Raw genomic sequence first — 16,800 nt, forward strand, 5'->3', positions numbered from 1 at the left:
GAGGAGAGGGAAATGACCGCGTTCGACCGCGATTTCACCATGACGATCGGCGGCCAGCCGGTGCCCGGCAGCGCGACGATCCCGGTGCTCAATCCGGCAACCGAGGAAGCCGTAGCGGAAGCCCCGGATTGCACGGCGACCGAGCTCGACGCGGCGGTCGCCGCCGCCCGAGCCGCCTTTCCTGGCTGGCGCGCAACTCCGATCGACCAGCGCCGCGTCGCGGTGGCGAAGATCGCCGAAGTGATTTCCACCAATCTCGACGCATTCGCCCGGTTGTTCACCCTGGAACAGGGCCGCCCCGTCGCCAAGGCGACCGAGGAACTGCTGGGCGCCGCCTTCTGGGCCGCGAGCGTCGCCAAACAGGAAATCCCGGTGCTGGTGAACGAGGACACGCCCGATCGCCGATCGGAGACGCGCCGGGTGCCGATCGGCGTGGTCGGCGGCATCGTGCCGTGGAACTTCCCGATGCTGCTCGGCGTGTGGAAGATCGCCGGCGCGCTGCTCACCGGCAACACGCTGGTGATCAAGCCGTCGCCCTTCACCCCGCTGACCATGCTCAAGCTCGGCGAGCTGATGCGCCCGCACCTGCCGGCCGGCGTGTTCAACGTGGTCAGCGGCGGCGACCAGCTCGGCCCGTGGATGACCGCGCATTCCGGCATCGACAAGATCAGCTTCACCGGTTCCACCGCCACCGGCAAGCGGGTGATGGCCAGCGCCGCCGCCAATCTGAAGCGCGTCACGCTCGAGCTGGGCGGCAACGACGCGGCGATCGTGCTCGGCGATGTCGATGTCGCCAAGGTCGCCGAGCCGCTGTTCTGGTCGGCCTTCGGAAACAACGGCCAGGTCTGCATCGCGACCAAGCGGCTCTATATCCATGACGCTGCCTATGACGCGCTCGCCGCCGAGCTGACCGCGATCGCCAACCGGGTGAAGACCGGCAACGGGCTGGAACAGGGCACCGATCTCGGCCCGGTTCAGAACCGCGCGCAGTATGAGCGGGTCAAGGCGCTGGTCGAGGGTGCGAAGGCGGAGGGGCTGGCCTTCCTCGCCGGCGGCGAGGTGCCCGAAGGGAAGGGCTATTTCATCCCCGTCACCCTGGTCGACAACCCGCCGGAGAGCAGCCGCGTCGTTGCCGAGGAGGCGTTCGGCCCCGTCCTCCCGCTGATCCGCTTCGACGATGTCGAGGACGTCATCGCCCGCGCCAACAACAGCGACTATGGCCTGGCCGGCTCGGTCTGGTCGGCCGACACCGACGCCGCGTTCGCCATCGCCGAGCGGCTCGACACCGGCACCGTCTGGATCAACGAGGCGCAGCACGTCACCCCCTGGGCGCCGTTCGGCGGCCACAAGCAATCGGGCATCAGTGTCGAGAACGGCACCGAGGGCCTGCTCGAATATACCAACGCCCAGACGATCTCGGTGCGCAAGTGATGGAGTACGCGCAGATCCGCTACGAAGTCGTCGACGGCATCGCCACGCTCACCCTCAACCGGCCCGACAAGCTCAACGCCTATTCGATCCGGATGATGGAGGAGATGATCCATGCGTTCGATCGCGCCGATGCGGACGATGAAGTCGGCGCAGTGATCGTGACGGGGGAGGGGCGGGCCTTTTGCGCCGGTGCCGATCTCGAAATGGGTGCCAAGGTGTTCGATGCTGCCGGCGGCCCGGGCTCGCCGATCCGCGCGGATGGTTCGATCGACTATTCCAGCCCGCATGCCCGCGACTATGGCGGCCGCCTGACGCTGCGCATCTTCGAGAGCCTCAAGCCGGTGATTGCGGCGGTCAACGGCCCGGCGGTCGGCATCGGCGCGACGATGCTGCTGCCGATGGACATCCGCCTCGCCAGCGACACCGCGCGTTTCGGCTTCGTCTTCGCAAGGCGGGGCATCGTTCCCGAGGGCGCGTCGATGTGGTTCCTGCCGCGCATCGCCGGGATCGATCGCGCACTCGAATGGTGCATGAGCGGTCGGCTGCTCGGTGCCGAGGAAGCCCATGCCGGTCGCCTGGTCCGCTCGCTACACGCGCCCGACGACCTGCTCCCCGCCGCCCGCGCGCTCGCCCAGGAGATCGTCGACAATGCCGCCCCGGTTTCGGTCGCGCTCACCCGCCAGATGCTGTGGCGCGGGCTCGGGATGGCGCATCCGATGGAAGCACACCGGGTCGACAGCCGCGGCGTGCTGGCGCGCGGCCGCAGCGGCGATGCGCGGGAGGGGGTGATGGCGTTCCTCGAGAAGCGCGCGGCGGTGTTCCCGGACCGCGTGTCGAGCGGGATGCCGGATTTCTTCCCTTGGTGGGAAGAGCCGGGGTATTTCTGATTTCCATAAGCCCCTCCCCTTCAGGGGAGGGGTTGGGGGTGGGGCAGGTGCCTCACCGAGACCGAAGTCTGCGCGGACAGCCCCCACCCCAACCCCTCCCTGAAGAGGAGGGGCTTTTCCAGGTAAGAGGTCGCCCATGAACCCCTCCGAAATCGCCACCCGGGTCGAGAGCTTCGTTCGCGAAACCATCGCCCCCTATGAGCGCGACCCGCGCTGCACCCCGCACGGCCCGTCCGAGGACCTTGTCACCGAACTTCGCGCCAAGGCCCGCGCAGCCGGGCTGCTCACCCCGCACATTGCGGACGGCACCCATCTCACCCACCGCGAGACCGCCCACGTCCTGCGCGCCGCCGGCCTCTCGCCGCTCGGCCCGGTGGCGCTCAACGTCGCCGCGCCCGACGAAGGCAACATGTATCTTCTCGGCCGGGTTGCGACCCTCGAGCAGAAACAGCGCTTCCTCGATCCGCTCATCGCCGGGACTGCCCGCTCGGCCTTCTTCATGACCGAGCCCGCGAGCGACGGCGGCGCGGGTTCCGATCCCTCGATGATGCAGACCACCGCCCGGCAGGACGGCAATCACTGGGTGATCGACGGCCGCAAGGCATTCATCACCGGCGCGCAGGGTGCCAGGGTCGGCATCGTCATGGCCAGGACCGAAGAGGGTGCCACTCTGTTCCTCGTCGACCTGCCCGATCCCGCAATCCGCATCGAGCGGGTGCTCGACACGATCGACAGCTCGATGCCCGGCGGCCATTCGATCGTGGCGATCGATGGGCTCCGCGTCCCCGCCGACCAGATCCTCGGCTTGCCCCACAAGGGCTTCGACTATGCCCAGGTCCGCCTCGCCCCGGCACGGCTCACCCATTGCATGCGCTGGCTCGGCGCCGCCACCCGCGCGCACGAGATCGCCTGCGCCTATGCCGTCAAGCGCCACGCCTTCGGCAAGCCGCTGATCGATCATGAGGGCGTCGGCTTCATGCTCGCCGACAACCGGATTGCGCTGCAACAGGCCTGGCTGATGATCGACTGGTGCGCCGGGGTGCTCGACGGCGGCGCGCCGGGCATCGCCGAAAGCTCGATGGCCAAGGTCGCGGTGTCCGACCTGCTGTTCGGCGTGGCGGATCGCTGCGTCCAGGTGATGGGCGGCACCGGCGTCTCGGGCGACACGATCGTCGAGCAGGTCTTCCGCGAGATCCGCGCCTTCCGCATCTATGACGGGCCGACCGAGGTCCACAAATGGAGCCTCGCCAAGCGCATCAAGCGCGAGACGCTGGCGGGGATGGCGGGGTAGGCCAGAAGTAGAAGGAACTCCTCTTCTTACCCCGGCGAAGGCCGGGGCCCAGACTTGAAAGTCACGCGCCTTGGCGCGTCTTCGCCGCGCACTGCTTAGTCTGGGCCCCGGCCTTCGCCGGGGAAAGCCTAATCCCGAAGCTCCGCGAGGAACGCCCCGACCAGCCCGCCACGCTCTGCAGCCGGCGCCGTCTCCAGCGCATCCTCCAGTGCGGACGCCTTGCTGCCCAGTGCCGCCTGGCCGAACAGCCCGGCAGACCCCGCGAACTTGTGGAGCAGCCCGCCAAGCGTCTCGGCCTCCGTATCGCCCTGCTTGCCCGCAAGGAATGCCTCGGTCGCCGTGAGCAGCTCGGCCTTGCGCGCCGCGAACTTCTCCCACAGCGCCGGCGAGATCGTCATCGCCGGCTCCACCGCGGCAACCGGCGCGGCCGGCGCCTCCGCAACCGCTGGCGCCCAGCGCGCGATCGCGGTCGCAAGATCGGCCAGCTGGATCGGCTTGGCGAGATGCGCTTGCATCCCGGCCTCGAGACAGGCGGCGATGTCGTCGGCATAGGCATTGGCGGTGAGGGCCAGGATCGGCAGCTGCGCCGCCGCGATCCCCGCACCGCGGATCGCCCGCGCCGCGCCGATCCCGTCGAGCACCGGCATCTGCATGTCCATCAGCACCAGGTCGAAAGGCCGCTCCCCGCCGTCCGCCGTCGTCACTGCCTCGAGCGCGGCGGCGCCGTCGGTGACGATCGTCACGTCATGTCCCAGCCGGCCCAGCATCTCCTGCATCAGCAACTGGTTGACGTCGTGATCCTCGGCGACGAGCACGTTGAGCGCGTGCACGGCGCGCTCGGGTCCGCGCGCGACCGCCCCGTCGCTCTCCTCGCCCTCGGCGACGACCAGCGGCAGGCACAGGGTGAAAATGCTGCCCTGGCCCGGCTCGCTCTTCAGCCCCAGTTCGCCGCCCATCAGCCCGGCCAGCCGGCTGCTGATCGCCAGGCCCAGACCCGTCCCGCCATAGCGGCGCGCGGTCGATTGCTCGGCCTGGACGAACTGCTCGAAGATCGCGGCGTGCCGGTCGGGCGGGATGCCGATGCCGGTATCCGCGATCGCGATGTCGATGCCTGCGCTGCCGTCGTCCCGCGTCACCCGGTCCGCGCACAGCGTCACCCGGCCCTGGCTGGTGAACTTCACGGCGTTGCCGAGCAGGTTGAGCGCGATCTGGCGCAGCCGCAGCCCGTCGACCATCACGAAGCGGGGCAGGGCGGGGTCGATATGGAACTCCAGCGCCAGCCCCTTCTGCGCGGCGGCGGGCTCGATCAGCTTCAGGCAACCTCTGAGCGCATGGCGCAGGTCGACGCGCTCAGCACTCACCTGCATCTGCCCGGCCTCGATCTTGGACAGGTCGAGGATGTCGTTGAGCAGCCGCATCATCGCCCGGCTCGAATCGACGATCAACTGGGCATGGCGGTGCTGCTCGGGCGGCAGGTCGCTGGCGAGCAGCAGGTCGGCAAAGCCCAGCACGCCGTTCATCGGGGTGCGGATCTCGTGGCTCATGTTCGCCAGGAAGCTCGACTTGGCCTGCACCGCCGCCTCGGCCCGCCCGCGCGCGGCATCGAGCTCATGCTCCAGCTCCTTGCGGCGCGTGACGTCGCGCAAGGAGGCGATGATCTCGGCCGGCGCCCCCGTGGCGGGATCGCGGACCAGCCCGCAATGCGCCTCGATCCACTGCGCCGGCGCGGTCGGGTCGAGCATATGGGTGCGATAGGTGATCACGCCGCGCTCCAGCTCGCCGGTGGTGAGCAGGTGCTGGAATTCGTACATCTCGGCCCGGTGCTCGGCCGACACGCCGAAGCCGATCTGCTTGCCGAGGATATGCGCTGGCTCGACTCCCAGCACCGGCTCGGTGGAAGGCGAGGCATAGATGCAGCAGCCGTCCAGGTCGAAGCGCAGCACCGCGTCCGTCGCGTTCATCGCGAGCAGCGCCAGCTCGGCCTCGACCACCTGGCGCCGGGTGATGTCGTCGTGCAGCCGGCGATTGGCATCGCGCAGGATCGTCACCCGCTCGCGGCGCTCGCGCGAGATCAGCCAGGCGAGCAGCAGGACGAGCAGCCCGCTGACGATGCCGGCGAGCTGGATCGGCGCTTCGAACCCCCGCGCCCGGTCGAGGCGCTCCTGGAGCAGCCGCTGCTCCTCGTCGCGGATCTGGTTGATCTGCGCGAGCATCCGGGCAGTTTCCTGGCGGTTCGCCTCGCTTGCGAGGATCGACGTCGCCTCCGCTGCGCGATTGGCGCCGCGCAGCGCCAGCGTCTGCTCGGTCTCGACCAGCCGCTGCCGGATCAGCGCGGCGAAATAGGCGACGCGCTCGCGCTGGCGCGGATTGTCGTCGGTCATGTCCTCGAGACCGGCCAACTCGTCCGGCAGCGCGCGCTTGAGCGCCTCGATATTCTTGCGCGCATCGGGATCGCCGGTGAGCAGATAGCCGCGGCGATAGACTTCGGCGCGCAGCGTCAGAATCCGCACGCGCGAGAGGCGGTCGGAGACCTGGAAGGTGTGACGCACCCAATTGTCGGCATTCTGCTTCTGCGCGAACAGCCACACGCCGGAACCGGCCGTGAAGGCGAGCAGCGCCAGCGCAGCGGCCAGAATCCATTGGGAGCGGCGCGTCAGTATCTCGGCCATCGATGCGATCCCTAGGAAAAAAGCCTTAACGCCGTGTTCTGCGGTTTCCTGCAAAACGCCGGAAAGACATAGTCGTCACAAATTTCGGCACAGGGGCGCAACCATATCCGTTCCGAGCGTTATAATTTAGATTGGGATGACGGCGAACCGTGCGGATATGTGAGGAATAATGGCGCGTATCATCATTGCGGATGACGACGAGATCGTCGGCGAGATCGCCCGCGACGCGCTGATCGCGGCGGGGCATGGTGCCGGTCTGGTCAAGGACGGCGCGGAGGCGCTGCGCGTGATCAAGGCGCGCCGGCCCGATCTGGTGATCCTCGATTGCAACATGCCCGAGCTGTCGGGCGTTCTGCTGGTCCAGGAGCTGCGCAAGATGCCGGACTTCGCCGATCTGCCCGTGATGATGCTCACCGGCCGCCGCAGCGAGCGCGACGAGGAGCTGGCGCGCTTCGCCGGCGCCAACGAATATCTCAAAAAGCCCTTCGATCCGGACGAGCTCGTCTTCCGGGTCGAGGAGATGCTGGCAAAGGCGGCCTGAGCCATGGCACGGATCATCTATGTCGAGGATGACGAGCTGGTCGGCGCCGTGGTCCAGCAGGTGCTGAGCGCGGCGGGCCACATCGTCGGGGTGATCAACCACGGCACGCTGGCGTTCGACACGATCGCGTTCAAGAAGCCCGATCTGGTGATCCTCGACCAGTCGCTGCCGGGCATGCAGGGCGTCGACATCCTCAAGGCGCTGCGCCGGCTGCCGGCGCTCTACCTCACCCCGATCCTGATGCTCTCGGCCAAGGGCAGCGAGCAGGCGATCGACGAGGCGATGGGGGCGGGGGCGAACGACTATCTGCCCAAGCCGTTCGAGCCCGAGGAACTGGTCCGCCGCGTCGCCGACGTGCTGCGCAACAACAGTTTCGCGGCACGTAGCGGCTGATAACCTGGTTGGTATCGACGCTCGAGTTCAAGGACCATTCCTGAGCAAAAAAACCTCGTCACCCCGGCCTTGTGCCGGGGTCTACCGGGCGGCGAGGGCCAGACTTGAGGCTCCGGTTCAGCGCGTGCGGCACCGTGGACCCCGGCACAAGGCCGGGGTGACGGTAGAATAGGGGCTGTGACAATCTTTCAATCCTGATTGCCAGACGACCTAATCCCCCTGCCGGCTCTCCGCCGCGAGCACTTCGGCCGCCTGCAGGGCCAGCTCGCGCAGGCGCTTGCTCTGCTCGGGCAGCAGCTTCATCCGCGGATGCGAATCGATCGCGCACAGCGCGCCCAGCGCCTCGCCCTCGGGCGAGATCATCGGCATGCCGACATAGAAGCGGATGTTCGGCGTGCCGAGCACCAGCGGGTTGCCGGCGAAGCGCGGATCGTTCGCCGCATCGAACACGCACATGATTTCCTTGGGATTGGCGATGGTGTGGCCGCAAAAGGAAATATCGCGCGGGCCCGAGGTCAGCTCGGGGCCATGGCAGGCAAGGATATGCTGGGTCTGGCGGTCGATCATCGTGACCACGCCCGATTCGGCGCCGAACAGCTCGGCCACCTCGTCGACGATCACCTGGAGCGCCGGCGAGTGCTTGCCGATCGCGTCGCGGTGCTTGTCCACTGCGGCCTGGCGCTGCTTCTCGCCGCGCAAAAGCGGTGCGAGTGCATGGAAGATCGGTTTAAGCTTGGGCCCCATGGCAGCTCCTTTGCCACAGATTGTTCTAACTCTTGGTGAAGCAGGAAATACGCGCCTGCGCGTGCATTGGATGCAGGATCAGGCCCGGACGAACAGATTTTTGAGCCAAAGTGGTCCGGTCCTGGCCGCATCGCGCCAGTCGCCTTCGTCCTCCGCGGCATCGGGCGTGTAGCCGCGCGGGTCGAACAACTTCACCTTTGCGCCCTTGAAGGCGCCGGTGTTGCGGGTGACCAGAGTGAGCCCATGCTCGAGCGCGGTGGCGGCAAGCAGCGCGTCGCGCGTCTCGGCAAGGGCAAGCTGGCCGCGCCGCCGCGCCACCGCCGCGTCGAGCGGCAGCACATGGCCCTCGAAAGCCGGCAGCAGCTGCGCGTCGATCCAGCTCCGCATCGCAGCGCCCGCCGCCTTGTCGCGCCGTGCCGTCTCCGCCGCGCTGGTCTCCAGCTCGACCAGGCTGATCGCCGAGAGGAACAGCCGCTCGCGCGCTACCCCCGATGCCCAGGCGGTCAGCCCCGCCTCGGCGGTGCCGGCCCGCGCCCTGCGCAGCTCGAAGACGATCGGCGTGTCTAGCAGGAACATCACCAGCGCCCCGGCGGCGCCAGCTCGGCATCGGGCGTGCCGGGGGCGATGGCGAGCAGGTCGACGATGCTCTCGCGCTGGCCGCTCAACTGCCGGAACTGGTCGATGCTCATCAGCACATGCGTCGGCCGGCCGCGGTCGGTGACGAACACCGGTTCGCCCCGCGCGAGTCGCTTGGCGGCGCTGACGTCCTGGTTGAATTCGCGGCTGGTGATGACCTTCATTTCGTACCTACGTACCTAGATTGTCCGCGTTGTCATGTAGGTACGTTACTACTGTGTGCGCTGGTTGCAACACAAAGCGCGCCGCAGCCGGAAAAATGCATCTGCCCCGACAAATTACAGTTGCACGAACCCGCAGCCCAACGCTCCCTGAGGGCCTGCGACAGGTGCCAAAGCGCCGCGCAGACGGAATTTCGGGGGAGGTTTAATGCTCGATCTACTGAACAGTGCCTGGCATGCGTTGACCGATGTGCTCAGTCCGCACGGCCCCGCGGTGAACGCCGCGAAGAGCTATGCGCCCGGTGACTACAGCATCCATTTCTTCCTGCAGCTGGCGATCATCATCCTCGCCTGCCGGGTGGTCGGCTGGCTCGGCCAGAAGCTCCTCAAGCAGCCCCAGGTGGTCGGCGAGATGATCGCCGGCGTCGTCCTCGGCCCGTCGCTGTTCGGCTTGTTCTTCCCCGACCTGCAGCTCGCGATCTTCCCCAAGGAGACGCGCAACGTGCTCTATACCGGCGCGCAGCTCGGCGTCGGCCTCTACATGTTCATGGTCGGCCTCACGCTGCGGCTCGACCATTTCCAGTCCAAGGCGAAGAGCGCCGCGGGCGTCTCGGCCGCCGGCATTGCCGCACCCTTCCTGCTCGCCGCGCTGATCACGCCGTTCCTGCTGACCGTGCCGGGCCTGTTCACGCCGGGCATCAGCCAGTCGAATGCCACGCTGTTCATGGGCGCCTGCATCGCGCTCACCGCCTTCCCGATGCTCGCCCGGATCATCAACGAGAACGGCCTCGCCAACTCGTCGCTCGGCACGCTCTCTCTTACCGCCGGCGCGTTCGACGATGCCGCCTCCTGGTGCGTGCTGGCGCTGGTGCTGGCGACCTTCGGCGCCGGCCCGGGCGTGGCCGTGCTCGCGATCGGCGGCGCGGTGATCTACACCACCTTCATGCTGCTCTGGGGCCGCAAGCTGCTCGCCCCGCTCGGCCGTATCGTCGAGGAAAAGGGCGAGATGACCACGGGCATGCTCGCGGTCACGATGATGCTGTTCTGCGCCTCGGCCTTCTTCATGGACGCGATCGGCATCCATGCGATCTTCGGCGGCTTCCTGATGGGCGTCTGCATGCCGCGCGGCCTGTTCGTCCGCGAGCTCCAGCGCAAGGTCGAGCCGATCGCGGTCGTCCTGCTGCTGCCGATGTTCTTCACCTATTCGGGTCTCAACACCCGGATGGACATGGTCAACTCGGTCGAGCTGCTGCTGATCGCGCTGGGCGTGCTGGCGGTGTCGATCCTCGCCAAGTTCGGCGCCTGCTGGGGCGCTGCCCGCCTTGCCGGCGAGGACAACCGCACCGCGCTCGGCATCGGCGCGCTGATGAACTCGCGCGGGCTGATGGAGCTGATCATCATCAATATCGGCCTGCAAAAGGGCATCATCGGCCCGACTTTGTTCTCGATGCTGGTGCTGATGGCGATCGTCACCACCGTGATGGCCACCCCGCTGTTCGAGCTGGTCTATGGCCGCAAGGCCCGCGAGACCGGCGAGTTGGGTGCCCGCGGCGAAGCCGAGCCCGAGCCGCAGCTCGCAGCCGCCTAAGAGGTCCTCCTCCCCCGTCCCGCGCCCACCCGCGCGGGACGGGTTTTCTTTGTCGGAGACACAGGATGAAACACGCGCTCCTCTGCGCCACGGGGCTGCTCGCCGCCGGCACGGCGCATGCGCAGGACGTGAAGCTCACGCCCACCGCCGAGGTGCGGCTGCGCTACGAGCATGTCGACCAGGACGGGCTGCCCGAGGACGCCGATGCGCTGACCTTGCGCGTCCGCCCCGGCCTGGCCGCGAGCTGGCAGGGCTGGTCGGCGCTGGTCGAGGCCGATGCCGTGGTCGCGCTCGCCACCGGCTATAATGACGGGTTCAACGGCAAGACCCGCTATCCGCTGGTCGGCGATGCCGAGAATATCGAGCTCAACCGCGCCCAGCTCCGCTATGCCGGCAAGGACGGGCTGGCGCTCACCGCCGGCCGCCAGCGGCTCAATTTCGCCGACGACCGCTTCGTCGGCAATGCGCCGTGGCGCCAGAGCGAGCAGACCTTCGATGCGGTGCGCGTCCAGTATGGCAAGCCGCTCGGGCTGAATGCCGACATCGCCTATAGCTGGAACGCGCTCACCGTGAACGGCCGCAAGGGCACGCCCGTGCGGCCCCAGGCGATCGGCGGCGACAATCTCTTCGCGGTCCTCGGCTATGGCACCAGGGCAGGCACGCTCAGCACCTTCGCCTATCTGGTCGACCAGGACGAGGCGGCGCTGCAGGGCTTCCGCCTGTCGAGCCAGACCTACGGCGTGCGCTTCGCCGGCAAGCAGGCGCTCGCAAAGGATGTGGCGCTGGGCTATGCCGCCAGCTGGGCCCGCCAGAGCGACTGGCACCGCAACCCCAATCGCTATGCCGCTGATTACTGGCTCGGCGAGCTGACCCTGACCGCGAAAGCGCTCAGCCTCACCGCCGGCTATGAAGTGCTCGGCGCCGACAAGGGCGTGGCGCTCACCAGCGTCCAGACGCCGCTTGCCTCGCTGTTCAAGTTCAACGGCTGGGCAAGCAAGTTCGCCACCACGCCGCCCAATGGCCTGCACGATCTCTACGGCACGGCGGGCTATGTCTGGAAGAAGGTCGGCCCGCTCGACGCGGTCAATATCGGCGCGACCTGGCATCGCTTCCGCAGCGACCGGCTCGACCAGCATTATGGCGACGAGCTCGACCTGATCGCCGGCGTGAAGCGCGGCCACTACGCGCTGTCGGCTCGCTACGCCCACTACAAGGCGGACCGCTTCGCGACCGACACCGACAAGTTCTGGCTCCAGCTGGATTGGACGCTCTAGGGCAGAAAGATCGATTCACGCGAAGGCGCGGAGGCGCGAAGAAAAAGAGAATTGGTTCGCGCAGAGGCGCAGAGAGCGCAGAGTTACCTTTGCCGCGGCAGCGGCCTCTCCCGGAAACGGCGCGCCAAGGCTGAACCTATCGGTGATTCACGCGCTACGTGTCGACAGGCATCTCTGCGTTCTCTGCGCCTCTGCGCGAACAAAAATCTTCGCGTCTTCGCGTGAACCAATTCTTCCTGGTGCCGCGCACCTGAGATCAGCCGTTGATCGCCCGGATCAGCGCGCGGTGCGTCGGCAAGTCCTCGGTCGCCCGCTCGGAAAACCCCCGGATCCGCGCGAACAGCTTCTCCGCCGCCGCGACATTGGGGAAGTCCCCGCGCCCGCCCGACAGGTCGGTGCGGAAGTCCATCCCGTAGAGGATGTACTGGTAATTGAAGAAGGCGAAGCTCTCGAGGTCGAGCAGGAAGTCGAAGCGGCCCGGCGGCCGGTGGCGCCATTGCCGCAGCAGCTCCTGCAGCGTGTCGGGGATTGAGGCCGGATCGGCATTGTCGCGCCAGAACGGCTCCTCGCGCCGGCTCAGGCAGTAATGCAGCTTGAGGAAGTCGATGATCCGCTCGTAGCGCCCGACGATCAGCTGGTTGAAGCGCTTCGCCGGGGCATCGACCGGGCCACCATGCGGGAACAGCTCGGCGATCATGCCGACAGCGGCCTCGATCAGCAGCACGCCGGTCGATTCCAGCGGCTCGACGAACCCGCCCGACAGGCCCACCGCCACGCAGTTCTTCACCCATTGCGTCTCGCGATAGCCGGGCTCGAAGGGCAGCAGCCGCGCGGAGAAATCGTCATGGCCGATATAGCTGCGCAGCACCTGCGCCGCCGCGTCGTCGGTCATATGGGCGGAGGAATAGACCGTGCCGATGCCCCGCGCGCCCTCCAGCCCGATGTCCCAGGTCCAGCCTGCTTCGTGCGCCGCCGCGATGGTGAAGCTCTCGATCGGCGCGTCGGGATCGCCATAGGGGATCTTGGCGGCCAGCGCCCGGTCGGCGAACAGCACGTCGCGCACCGACTTGAACGGCGCGCCCAGTGCCTTGCCGATCAGCTCGGCGCGGAACCCCGAACAGTCGATATAGAGGTCGGCCTCCAGCGCGCCCAGCTCGCGCGTCTCGACCCGGGCGATCGCGCCGTCTGCGTCCAGCGCGACGTGGGTGAGCAGCCCGGCCAGATGGCGCACGCCCAGTTCCACCGCGCGCGCCTTCAGGATGCGGGCGAGCTTGGCGGCGTCGAAATGATAGGCATAGTTGAGCGGCCCGGAGAACTCGCCCTCGCCCTGCTTCTTGGGCGCCCGCCGGCTTTCGGCGACGCGGTTCTGGATGGTCACGGCCTCGGCAAAGGGCGGCCGTGTCTCGGCATCCTGGAGCAGCCAATAGGGCACCAGGCTGGCGCCCTCGGTGTAGAAGGGCGCCTCGAACGGGTGGAGATAATGGTGGCGTGTGCCATCGGGCTGCGGCGCGTGCAGCCAGTCGTTGAAGCGGATGCCCTGCTTGAACGTCGCCGAGGTGGCGCGGATGAACTGCGTCTCGTCGATGCCGAGGAACTTGAGCGTCGAGCGGATGGTGGGGAAGGTGCCTTCGCCCACGCCGATGATGCCGAGCTCGGGCGATTCGAGCAGGCTGATCTCGATCTGCGCCTGGTCGGCGATGTCGAGGTACCGCGCGAGATAGGCCGCGGTCAGCCATCCGGCGGTGCCCCCGCCGACGATAAGGATACGCCTCTTGCCCATGCGCGGGGAAGCTTAGCGTGGGGGCGGGGGCAACTCCACCCGTGATCCTGCCACCAATCCGTCATCCCACTAATCCGTGATTGCAGCCTTATCCGTCATCCCGACGAAAGTCGGGATCTCAGGCGAAGGCGCGGGGAAGGAGCCGCACGAGATCCCGGCTTTCGCCGGGATGACGGAAGTGGGGCGGGATGACGGTTGTGGCGCGCGGGATGACGAGTGTGGCGTATGAACCGAATGACGGTTGAAGTTGAGCCCGGCCCTCCACTCAACTAGCCTCCAAGGCGCGCCAGCGGAGACTCCTCCATGAAGCTCGACGACACCGCCGCCAGCCGTATCCGCGATCGGGTGCTGGAGATCGTCGATCTCGCCGCGACCTTCGTGCTCGCCCTCGAATGCGCGCTGACCGCAGTCCAGGCCGATTTCGACCTGTTCGGCATCCTGGTGCTGTCCTTTGTCGGCTCGGTCGGCGGCGCGGTGCTCCGCGACCTGCTGCTCGGCGAGCATCCGCCCGCGCCGTTCCGTGACTGGCGCTATGCCGCGCTGGCGCTGGCGGCGACGCTGGTCGTGCTGCTGGCCTCGCTCGCGACCGGCGATGTCGGCAGCTACACCCCGCCGCTGGCGATCGACATCTTCGAGGGCGGTGGCCTGGCGCTCGCTGCGATCGCCGGTGCGCGCAAGTGCCTCGACTATCGGCTCAACAGCGCCTCCGTCGTGATCATCGCCACGGTCAATGGCTGTGGCGGCGGCATGCTGCGGGACGTGCTGCTGGCCCGGGTGCCCAAGGTGCTGCACGAGGATTTCTACGCCACCGCCGCGATCGCCGGCGCGACGCTTATCGTCCTGCTGGTCCGCCGCTTCCAGGTCCGTCAGGACGTGGCGGGCGCGGCCGGCGGCGTGGCAATCTTCGCGCTACGTGCCGCGGCGCTCCTCGGCGCATGGCGGCTGCCGCATCTGCACTAGCCTCGCACCAGCTGCCATTCGCCGCTCGGCAGGCCGTCGAGCGTCCAGTCCCCGATGCTCCACCGCACCAGCCGCAGGGTCGGGTGGCCCACCGCCGCGGTCATCCGGCGCACCTGGCGGTTGCGCCCCTCGCGGATGGTCAGCCGGATCCAGCAATCGGGGATGTTCGCCCGGTAGCGGATCGGCGGATCGCGCGGCCACAACTCGGGTGCCTCGATCCGCTCGGCCAGCGCCGGCAGTGTCGGGCCGTCCTTCAACACCACCCCGGCGCACAGCTGGTGCAGCGCCGCGTCGCCGGGCTCGCCCTCGACCTGGACGAGATAGGTCTTGGGCAGCTTGAACTTCGGGTCGGCGATCCGCGCCTGCAGCCTGCCGTCATCGGTGAGCAGCAGCAGTCCCTCGCTGTCCCGATCGAGCCGGCCGGCCGGATAGACGCCGGGCAGGTCGATCAGGCCGGACAGGGTAGCCCGCGCCGTTTCCGTACCGCGGTCGGTGAACTGGCTGAGCACATTGAAGGGCTTGTTGAGCCGGACAAGGGTCATGCCGCGCCTGTTGCGGAAGAGGTGCGCAAGATGCCGGCATCGATCATAGCGGCCCGCCTAGCGCGGAACCGCCAGGATCGCCAAGCTTCCCTATCCTCCCCCGCGAGGGGGAGGTGGCGCGCGCAGCGCGACGGAGGGGGAGGTAAGCAACCCACTATCGGTTCGCTCACCTCCCCCTCCGTCAGCCTGGCGGCTGACACCTCCCCCTGGCGGGGGAGGATAAGGCCAGTCCTAAAGCGCCCGGAACCGGAAGTCCCTGAACTTCGCCTCGCCCGCACCCGCCGAGTACAGCCCCGGCCGCAGCATCAGGAAGCCGCCGCGGACATTATGGTGGTAGCCCGACACTTCCATCCCCCGGTCGAACCGCTTCCACGTCTTCCCGCCATCGCCCGACAAATGGAAGGCGACGATGTGTTCCCGGTTCGACACCCGCATCCGCAGCCGCCGGCCATAGGGATTGGCTGGCCGCCCGCGCTCCATGCCATATTGATGGGTGACGAACTTCTTCTCGTCGAAGCCGAGCCCGCAATAGAGCTTCTCGTCATAGAAGAGCACCAGCCCCGCGGTGCCGCCCGGCGCGATCTCGATGTCGCATTCGAACTCATATCCGGTGTCGCCCGCGATCAGCAGCAGCGGCGAGGAATCGACCGGCGCCTTGCCCGAGGCCTTCAACACCAGCGTGCCAGCTTCCACGGACACTCTGTCCGCTTCGCTCGGACCCGGCTTGAAGAAGTTCCACTTCCGCCCGAGCGCGAGCGGCCCCGAGAAGTCGTCCGACAGCTTCTGGCCATGCGGCACCCGCGCGCCGCCCTTCGGCTTGCGGATCGGCCTGGACAGGTCGCCGCCGGTCATCCGGAACCAGCCGTCCGCCGTCCATTCGATCGGATCGAGCAGCGCCTGGCGGCCCAGCGTCCAATAGCCGTTCTCGAAGCCGTGATAGACCGACCACCAGCTCCCGTCGGGGGCCTCGACCAGGCTGGCATGGCCGCGCGACCACCAGGCCTCGTCGTTGCGGACGGTGCGGACGAGCGGGTTGGCAGGGCATTGCTCCCAGGGCCCGTGGATCGAGCGCGAACGCGCCGCGATCACCATGTGCCCGGTCGGCGGGCCCGCCGTGCCGCCCACCGCGGTGATCATGTAGAACCAGCCGCCATGGCGGTGGATCTTCGGCCCCTCGGGGGAAAAGCCTTCCACGTCCCAGTCCTCGGGATAGTGCCAGGGATCATAGACATGCTCGACCGGGCCCGCAGTGGACAGTCCGTCCTCGGAAAGTCGCACCCGGTCTCCGCCGGAGAGGAACAGCCAGCGCGAGCCGTCCTCGCCCACCGCGTGGCAGGGGTCGATATGGGCGTGCAGCCCCAGGTCCACGGGCTCGCTCCACGGCCCGTCGATATGGTCCGCCCAGATCACGAAGATCGAGTTGGGGCTGGCCTTGACCGGGATGTAGAGGAAATAGCGGCCGTTGTGCTTCTCCAGGCTCACTGCCCAGACCGCGCCGATGTTCTTGGTCAGCGCGGCCCCCCGCGGCTGCCAGTTCACCAGGTCGCGGCTGTGCCAGATGGTTAGCCCCGGATAGGAATCGAAGCTGGAGAAGGTCATGTAATAGTCCGCGCCGTCCTTCAGGATGGCTGGATCGGGGTGGTCGCCGGCGAGCAGCGGGTTGAGGAAACGCCCGTCGCCCAGGTCGCAGATCCGCTGGTTGTCGAAGCCGCGCTTCCAGTCGGGGACCGGAGCGTCCGCTGGGGCCGCGCTTGGTGTGGCGCCGGCCGCACCCGGCCGGAGGAGGCCTGCGCCGCCCGCAAACATTAGCGCACCGAACGTTCCACGCCGACTGATGTCCATTCCGGATCCTCTCCTGTTTGGACCTTTATGGCACCGGTGTCATTTCAAGGGAAGGGACCTT

15 protein-coding genes are annotated in these 16,800 nt (G+C 67.8%); 8 read left to right on the forward strand and 7 right to left on the reverse strand.

The features are described from left to right. Window positions 1-12: 12 nt before the first annotated feature. From ACEN8G_RS02600 to ACEN8G_RS02610, 3 genes are all read left to right on the forward strand, one after another. Window positions 13-1,431 (forward strand): aldehyde dehydrogenase family protein, encoded by a 1,419-nt coding sequence (locus tag ACEN8G_RS02600; protein ID WP_413419095.1) that lies wholly within the window; start codon window positions 13-15, stop codon window positions 1,429-1,431. Then, entirely contained in the window at window positions 1,431-2,318 is an 888-nt protein-coding gene (locus ACEN8G_RS02605; RefSeq protein WP_413419093.1) for a crotonase/enoyl-CoA hydratase family protein, read from the forward strand. The genes ACEN8G_RS02600 and ACEN8G_RS02605 overlap by 1 nt, the downstream gene beginning before the upstream one ends. A 136-nt stretch (window positions 2,319-2,454) precedes the next feature. Continuing rightward, window positions 2,455-3,609 (forward strand): acyl-CoA dehydrogenase family protein, encoded by a 1,155-nt coding sequence (locus tag ACEN8G_RS02610; protein WP_413419416.1) that lies wholly within the window; start codon window positions 2,455-2,457, stop codon window positions 3,607-3,609. A 128-nt stretch (window positions 3,610-3,737) separates the two neighbouring features. On the opposite strand, the gene ACEN8G_RS02615 is transcribed toward ACEN8G_RS02610, so the two are convergent. Next, a complete protein-coding gene (locus tag ACEN8G_RS02615) occupies window positions 3,738-6,278 on the reverse strand; it encodes an ATP-binding protein (protein WP_413419207.1) in 2,541 nt (846 codons plus the stop codon). Between the two features lie 169 nt (window positions 6,279-6,447). Between ACEN8G_RS02615 and ACEN8G_RS02620 the strand changes: the two genes are divergently transcribed. Together ACEN8G_RS02620 and ACEN8G_RS02625 are read left to right on the forward strand one after the other, a co-directional pair. Next, window positions 6,448-6,819, forward strand: coding sequence for a response regulator (locus ACEN8G_RS02620; RefSeq protein ID WP_307117819.1), 372 nt, complete (start codon window positions 6,448-6,450; stop codon window positions 6,817-6,819). 3 nt (window positions 6,820-6,822) lie between these two features. Next, window positions 6,823-7,212, forward strand: a complete 390-nt coding sequence (locus ACEN8G_RS02625; RefSeq protein ID WP_307117820.1) for a response regulator transcription factor — start codon at window positions 6,823-6,825, stop codon at window positions 7,210-7,212. Between the two features lie 210 nt (window positions 7,213-7,422). On the opposite strand, the gene ACEN8G_RS02630 is transcribed toward ACEN8G_RS02625, so the two are convergent. The 3 genes from ACEN8G_RS02630 to ACEN8G_RS02640 all read right to left on the reverse strand — a co-directional run bounded on the left by ACEN8G_RS02630 (window position 7,423) and on the right by ACEN8G_RS02640 (window position 8,756). Beyond that, window positions 7,423-7,956 carry a GAF domain-containing protein gene (locus tag ACEN8G_RS02630; RefSeq protein ID WP_413416413.1) on the reverse strand — a complete coding sequence of 178 codons (534 nt, stop codon included), beginning with the start codon at window positions 7,954-7,956 and terminating at the stop codon, window positions 7,423-7,425. A gap of 78 nt (window positions 7,957-8,034) precedes the next feature. Next, entirely contained in the window at window positions 8,035-8,532 is a 498-nt protein-coding gene (locus ACEN8G_RS02635) for a PIN domain-containing protein (RefSeq protein ID WP_413416414.1), read from the reverse strand. Beyond that, complete coding sequence (locus ACEN8G_RS02640; protein ID WP_413416415.1) at window positions 8,532-8,756, reverse strand: type II toxin-antitoxin system Phd/YefM family antitoxin; 225 nt, start codon at window positions 8,754-8,756, stop codon at window positions 8,532-8,534. Before ACEN8G_RS02640 ends, ACEN8G_RS02635 begins: the two co-directional genes overlap by 1 nt. A 205-nt stretch (window positions 8,757-8,961) precedes the next feature. Here ACEN8G_RS02640 and ACEN8G_RS02645 point away from each other — a divergent pair, with 205 nt between their 5' ends. Further along, on the forward strand, window positions 8,962-10,341 hold the full coding sequence (locus ACEN8G_RS02645) for a cation:proton antiporter (protein ID WP_413416416.1): 1,380 nt from the start codon (window positions 8,962-8,964) through the stop codon (window positions 10,339-10,341). A 65-nt stretch (window positions 10,342-10,406) separates the two neighbouring features. Continuing rightward, window positions 10,407-11,615 (forward strand): alginate export family protein, encoded by a 1,209-nt coding sequence (locus tag ACEN8G_RS02650; RefSeq protein WP_413416417.1) that lies wholly within the window; start codon window positions 10,407-10,409, stop codon window positions 11,613-11,615. 256 nt (window positions 11,616-11,871) lie between these two features. Here the strand turns inward: ACEN8G_RS02650 and ACEN8G_RS02655 are convergent, their stop codons facing one another. Then, a complete protein-coding gene (locus tag ACEN8G_RS02655) occupies window positions 11,872-13,395 on the reverse strand; it encodes a tryptophan halogenase family protein (protein WP_413416418.1) in 1,524 nt (507 codons plus the stop codon). A gap of 303 nt (window positions 13,396-13,698) precedes the next feature. Between ACEN8G_RS02655 and ACEN8G_RS02660 the strand changes: the two genes are divergently transcribed. After that, window positions 13,699-14,355: a trimeric intracellular cation channel family protein gene (locus ACEN8G_RS02660; protein ID WP_413416419.1), complete on the forward strand. Its 657-nt coding sequence runs from the start codon at window positions 13,699-13,701 to the stop codon at window positions 14,353-14,355. On the opposite strand, the gene ACEN8G_RS02665 is transcribed toward ACEN8G_RS02660, so the two are convergent. Beyond that, window positions 14,352-14,897, reverse strand: coding sequence for a pseudouridine synthase (locus ACEN8G_RS02665; RefSeq protein WP_413416420.1), 546 nt, complete (start codon window positions 14,895-14,897; stop codon window positions 14,352-14,354). The genes ACEN8G_RS02660 and ACEN8G_RS02665 overlap by 4 nt on opposite strands. A gap of 231 nt (window positions 14,898-15,128) precedes the next feature. Continuing rightward, window positions 15,129-16,739, reverse strand: a complete 1,611-nt coding sequence (locus ACEN8G_RS02670; protein ID WP_413416421.1) for a family 43 glycosylhydrolase — start codon at window positions 16,737-16,739, stop codon at window positions 15,129-15,131. Between the last annotated feature and the right edge of the window lie 61 nt (window positions 16,740-16,800).

This window comes from Sphingomonas sp. Sphisp66 (genome assembly GCF_047324325.1).
Lineage (GTDB): Bacteria > Pseudomonadota > Alphaproteobacteria > Sphingomonadales > Sphingomonadaceae > Sphingomonas.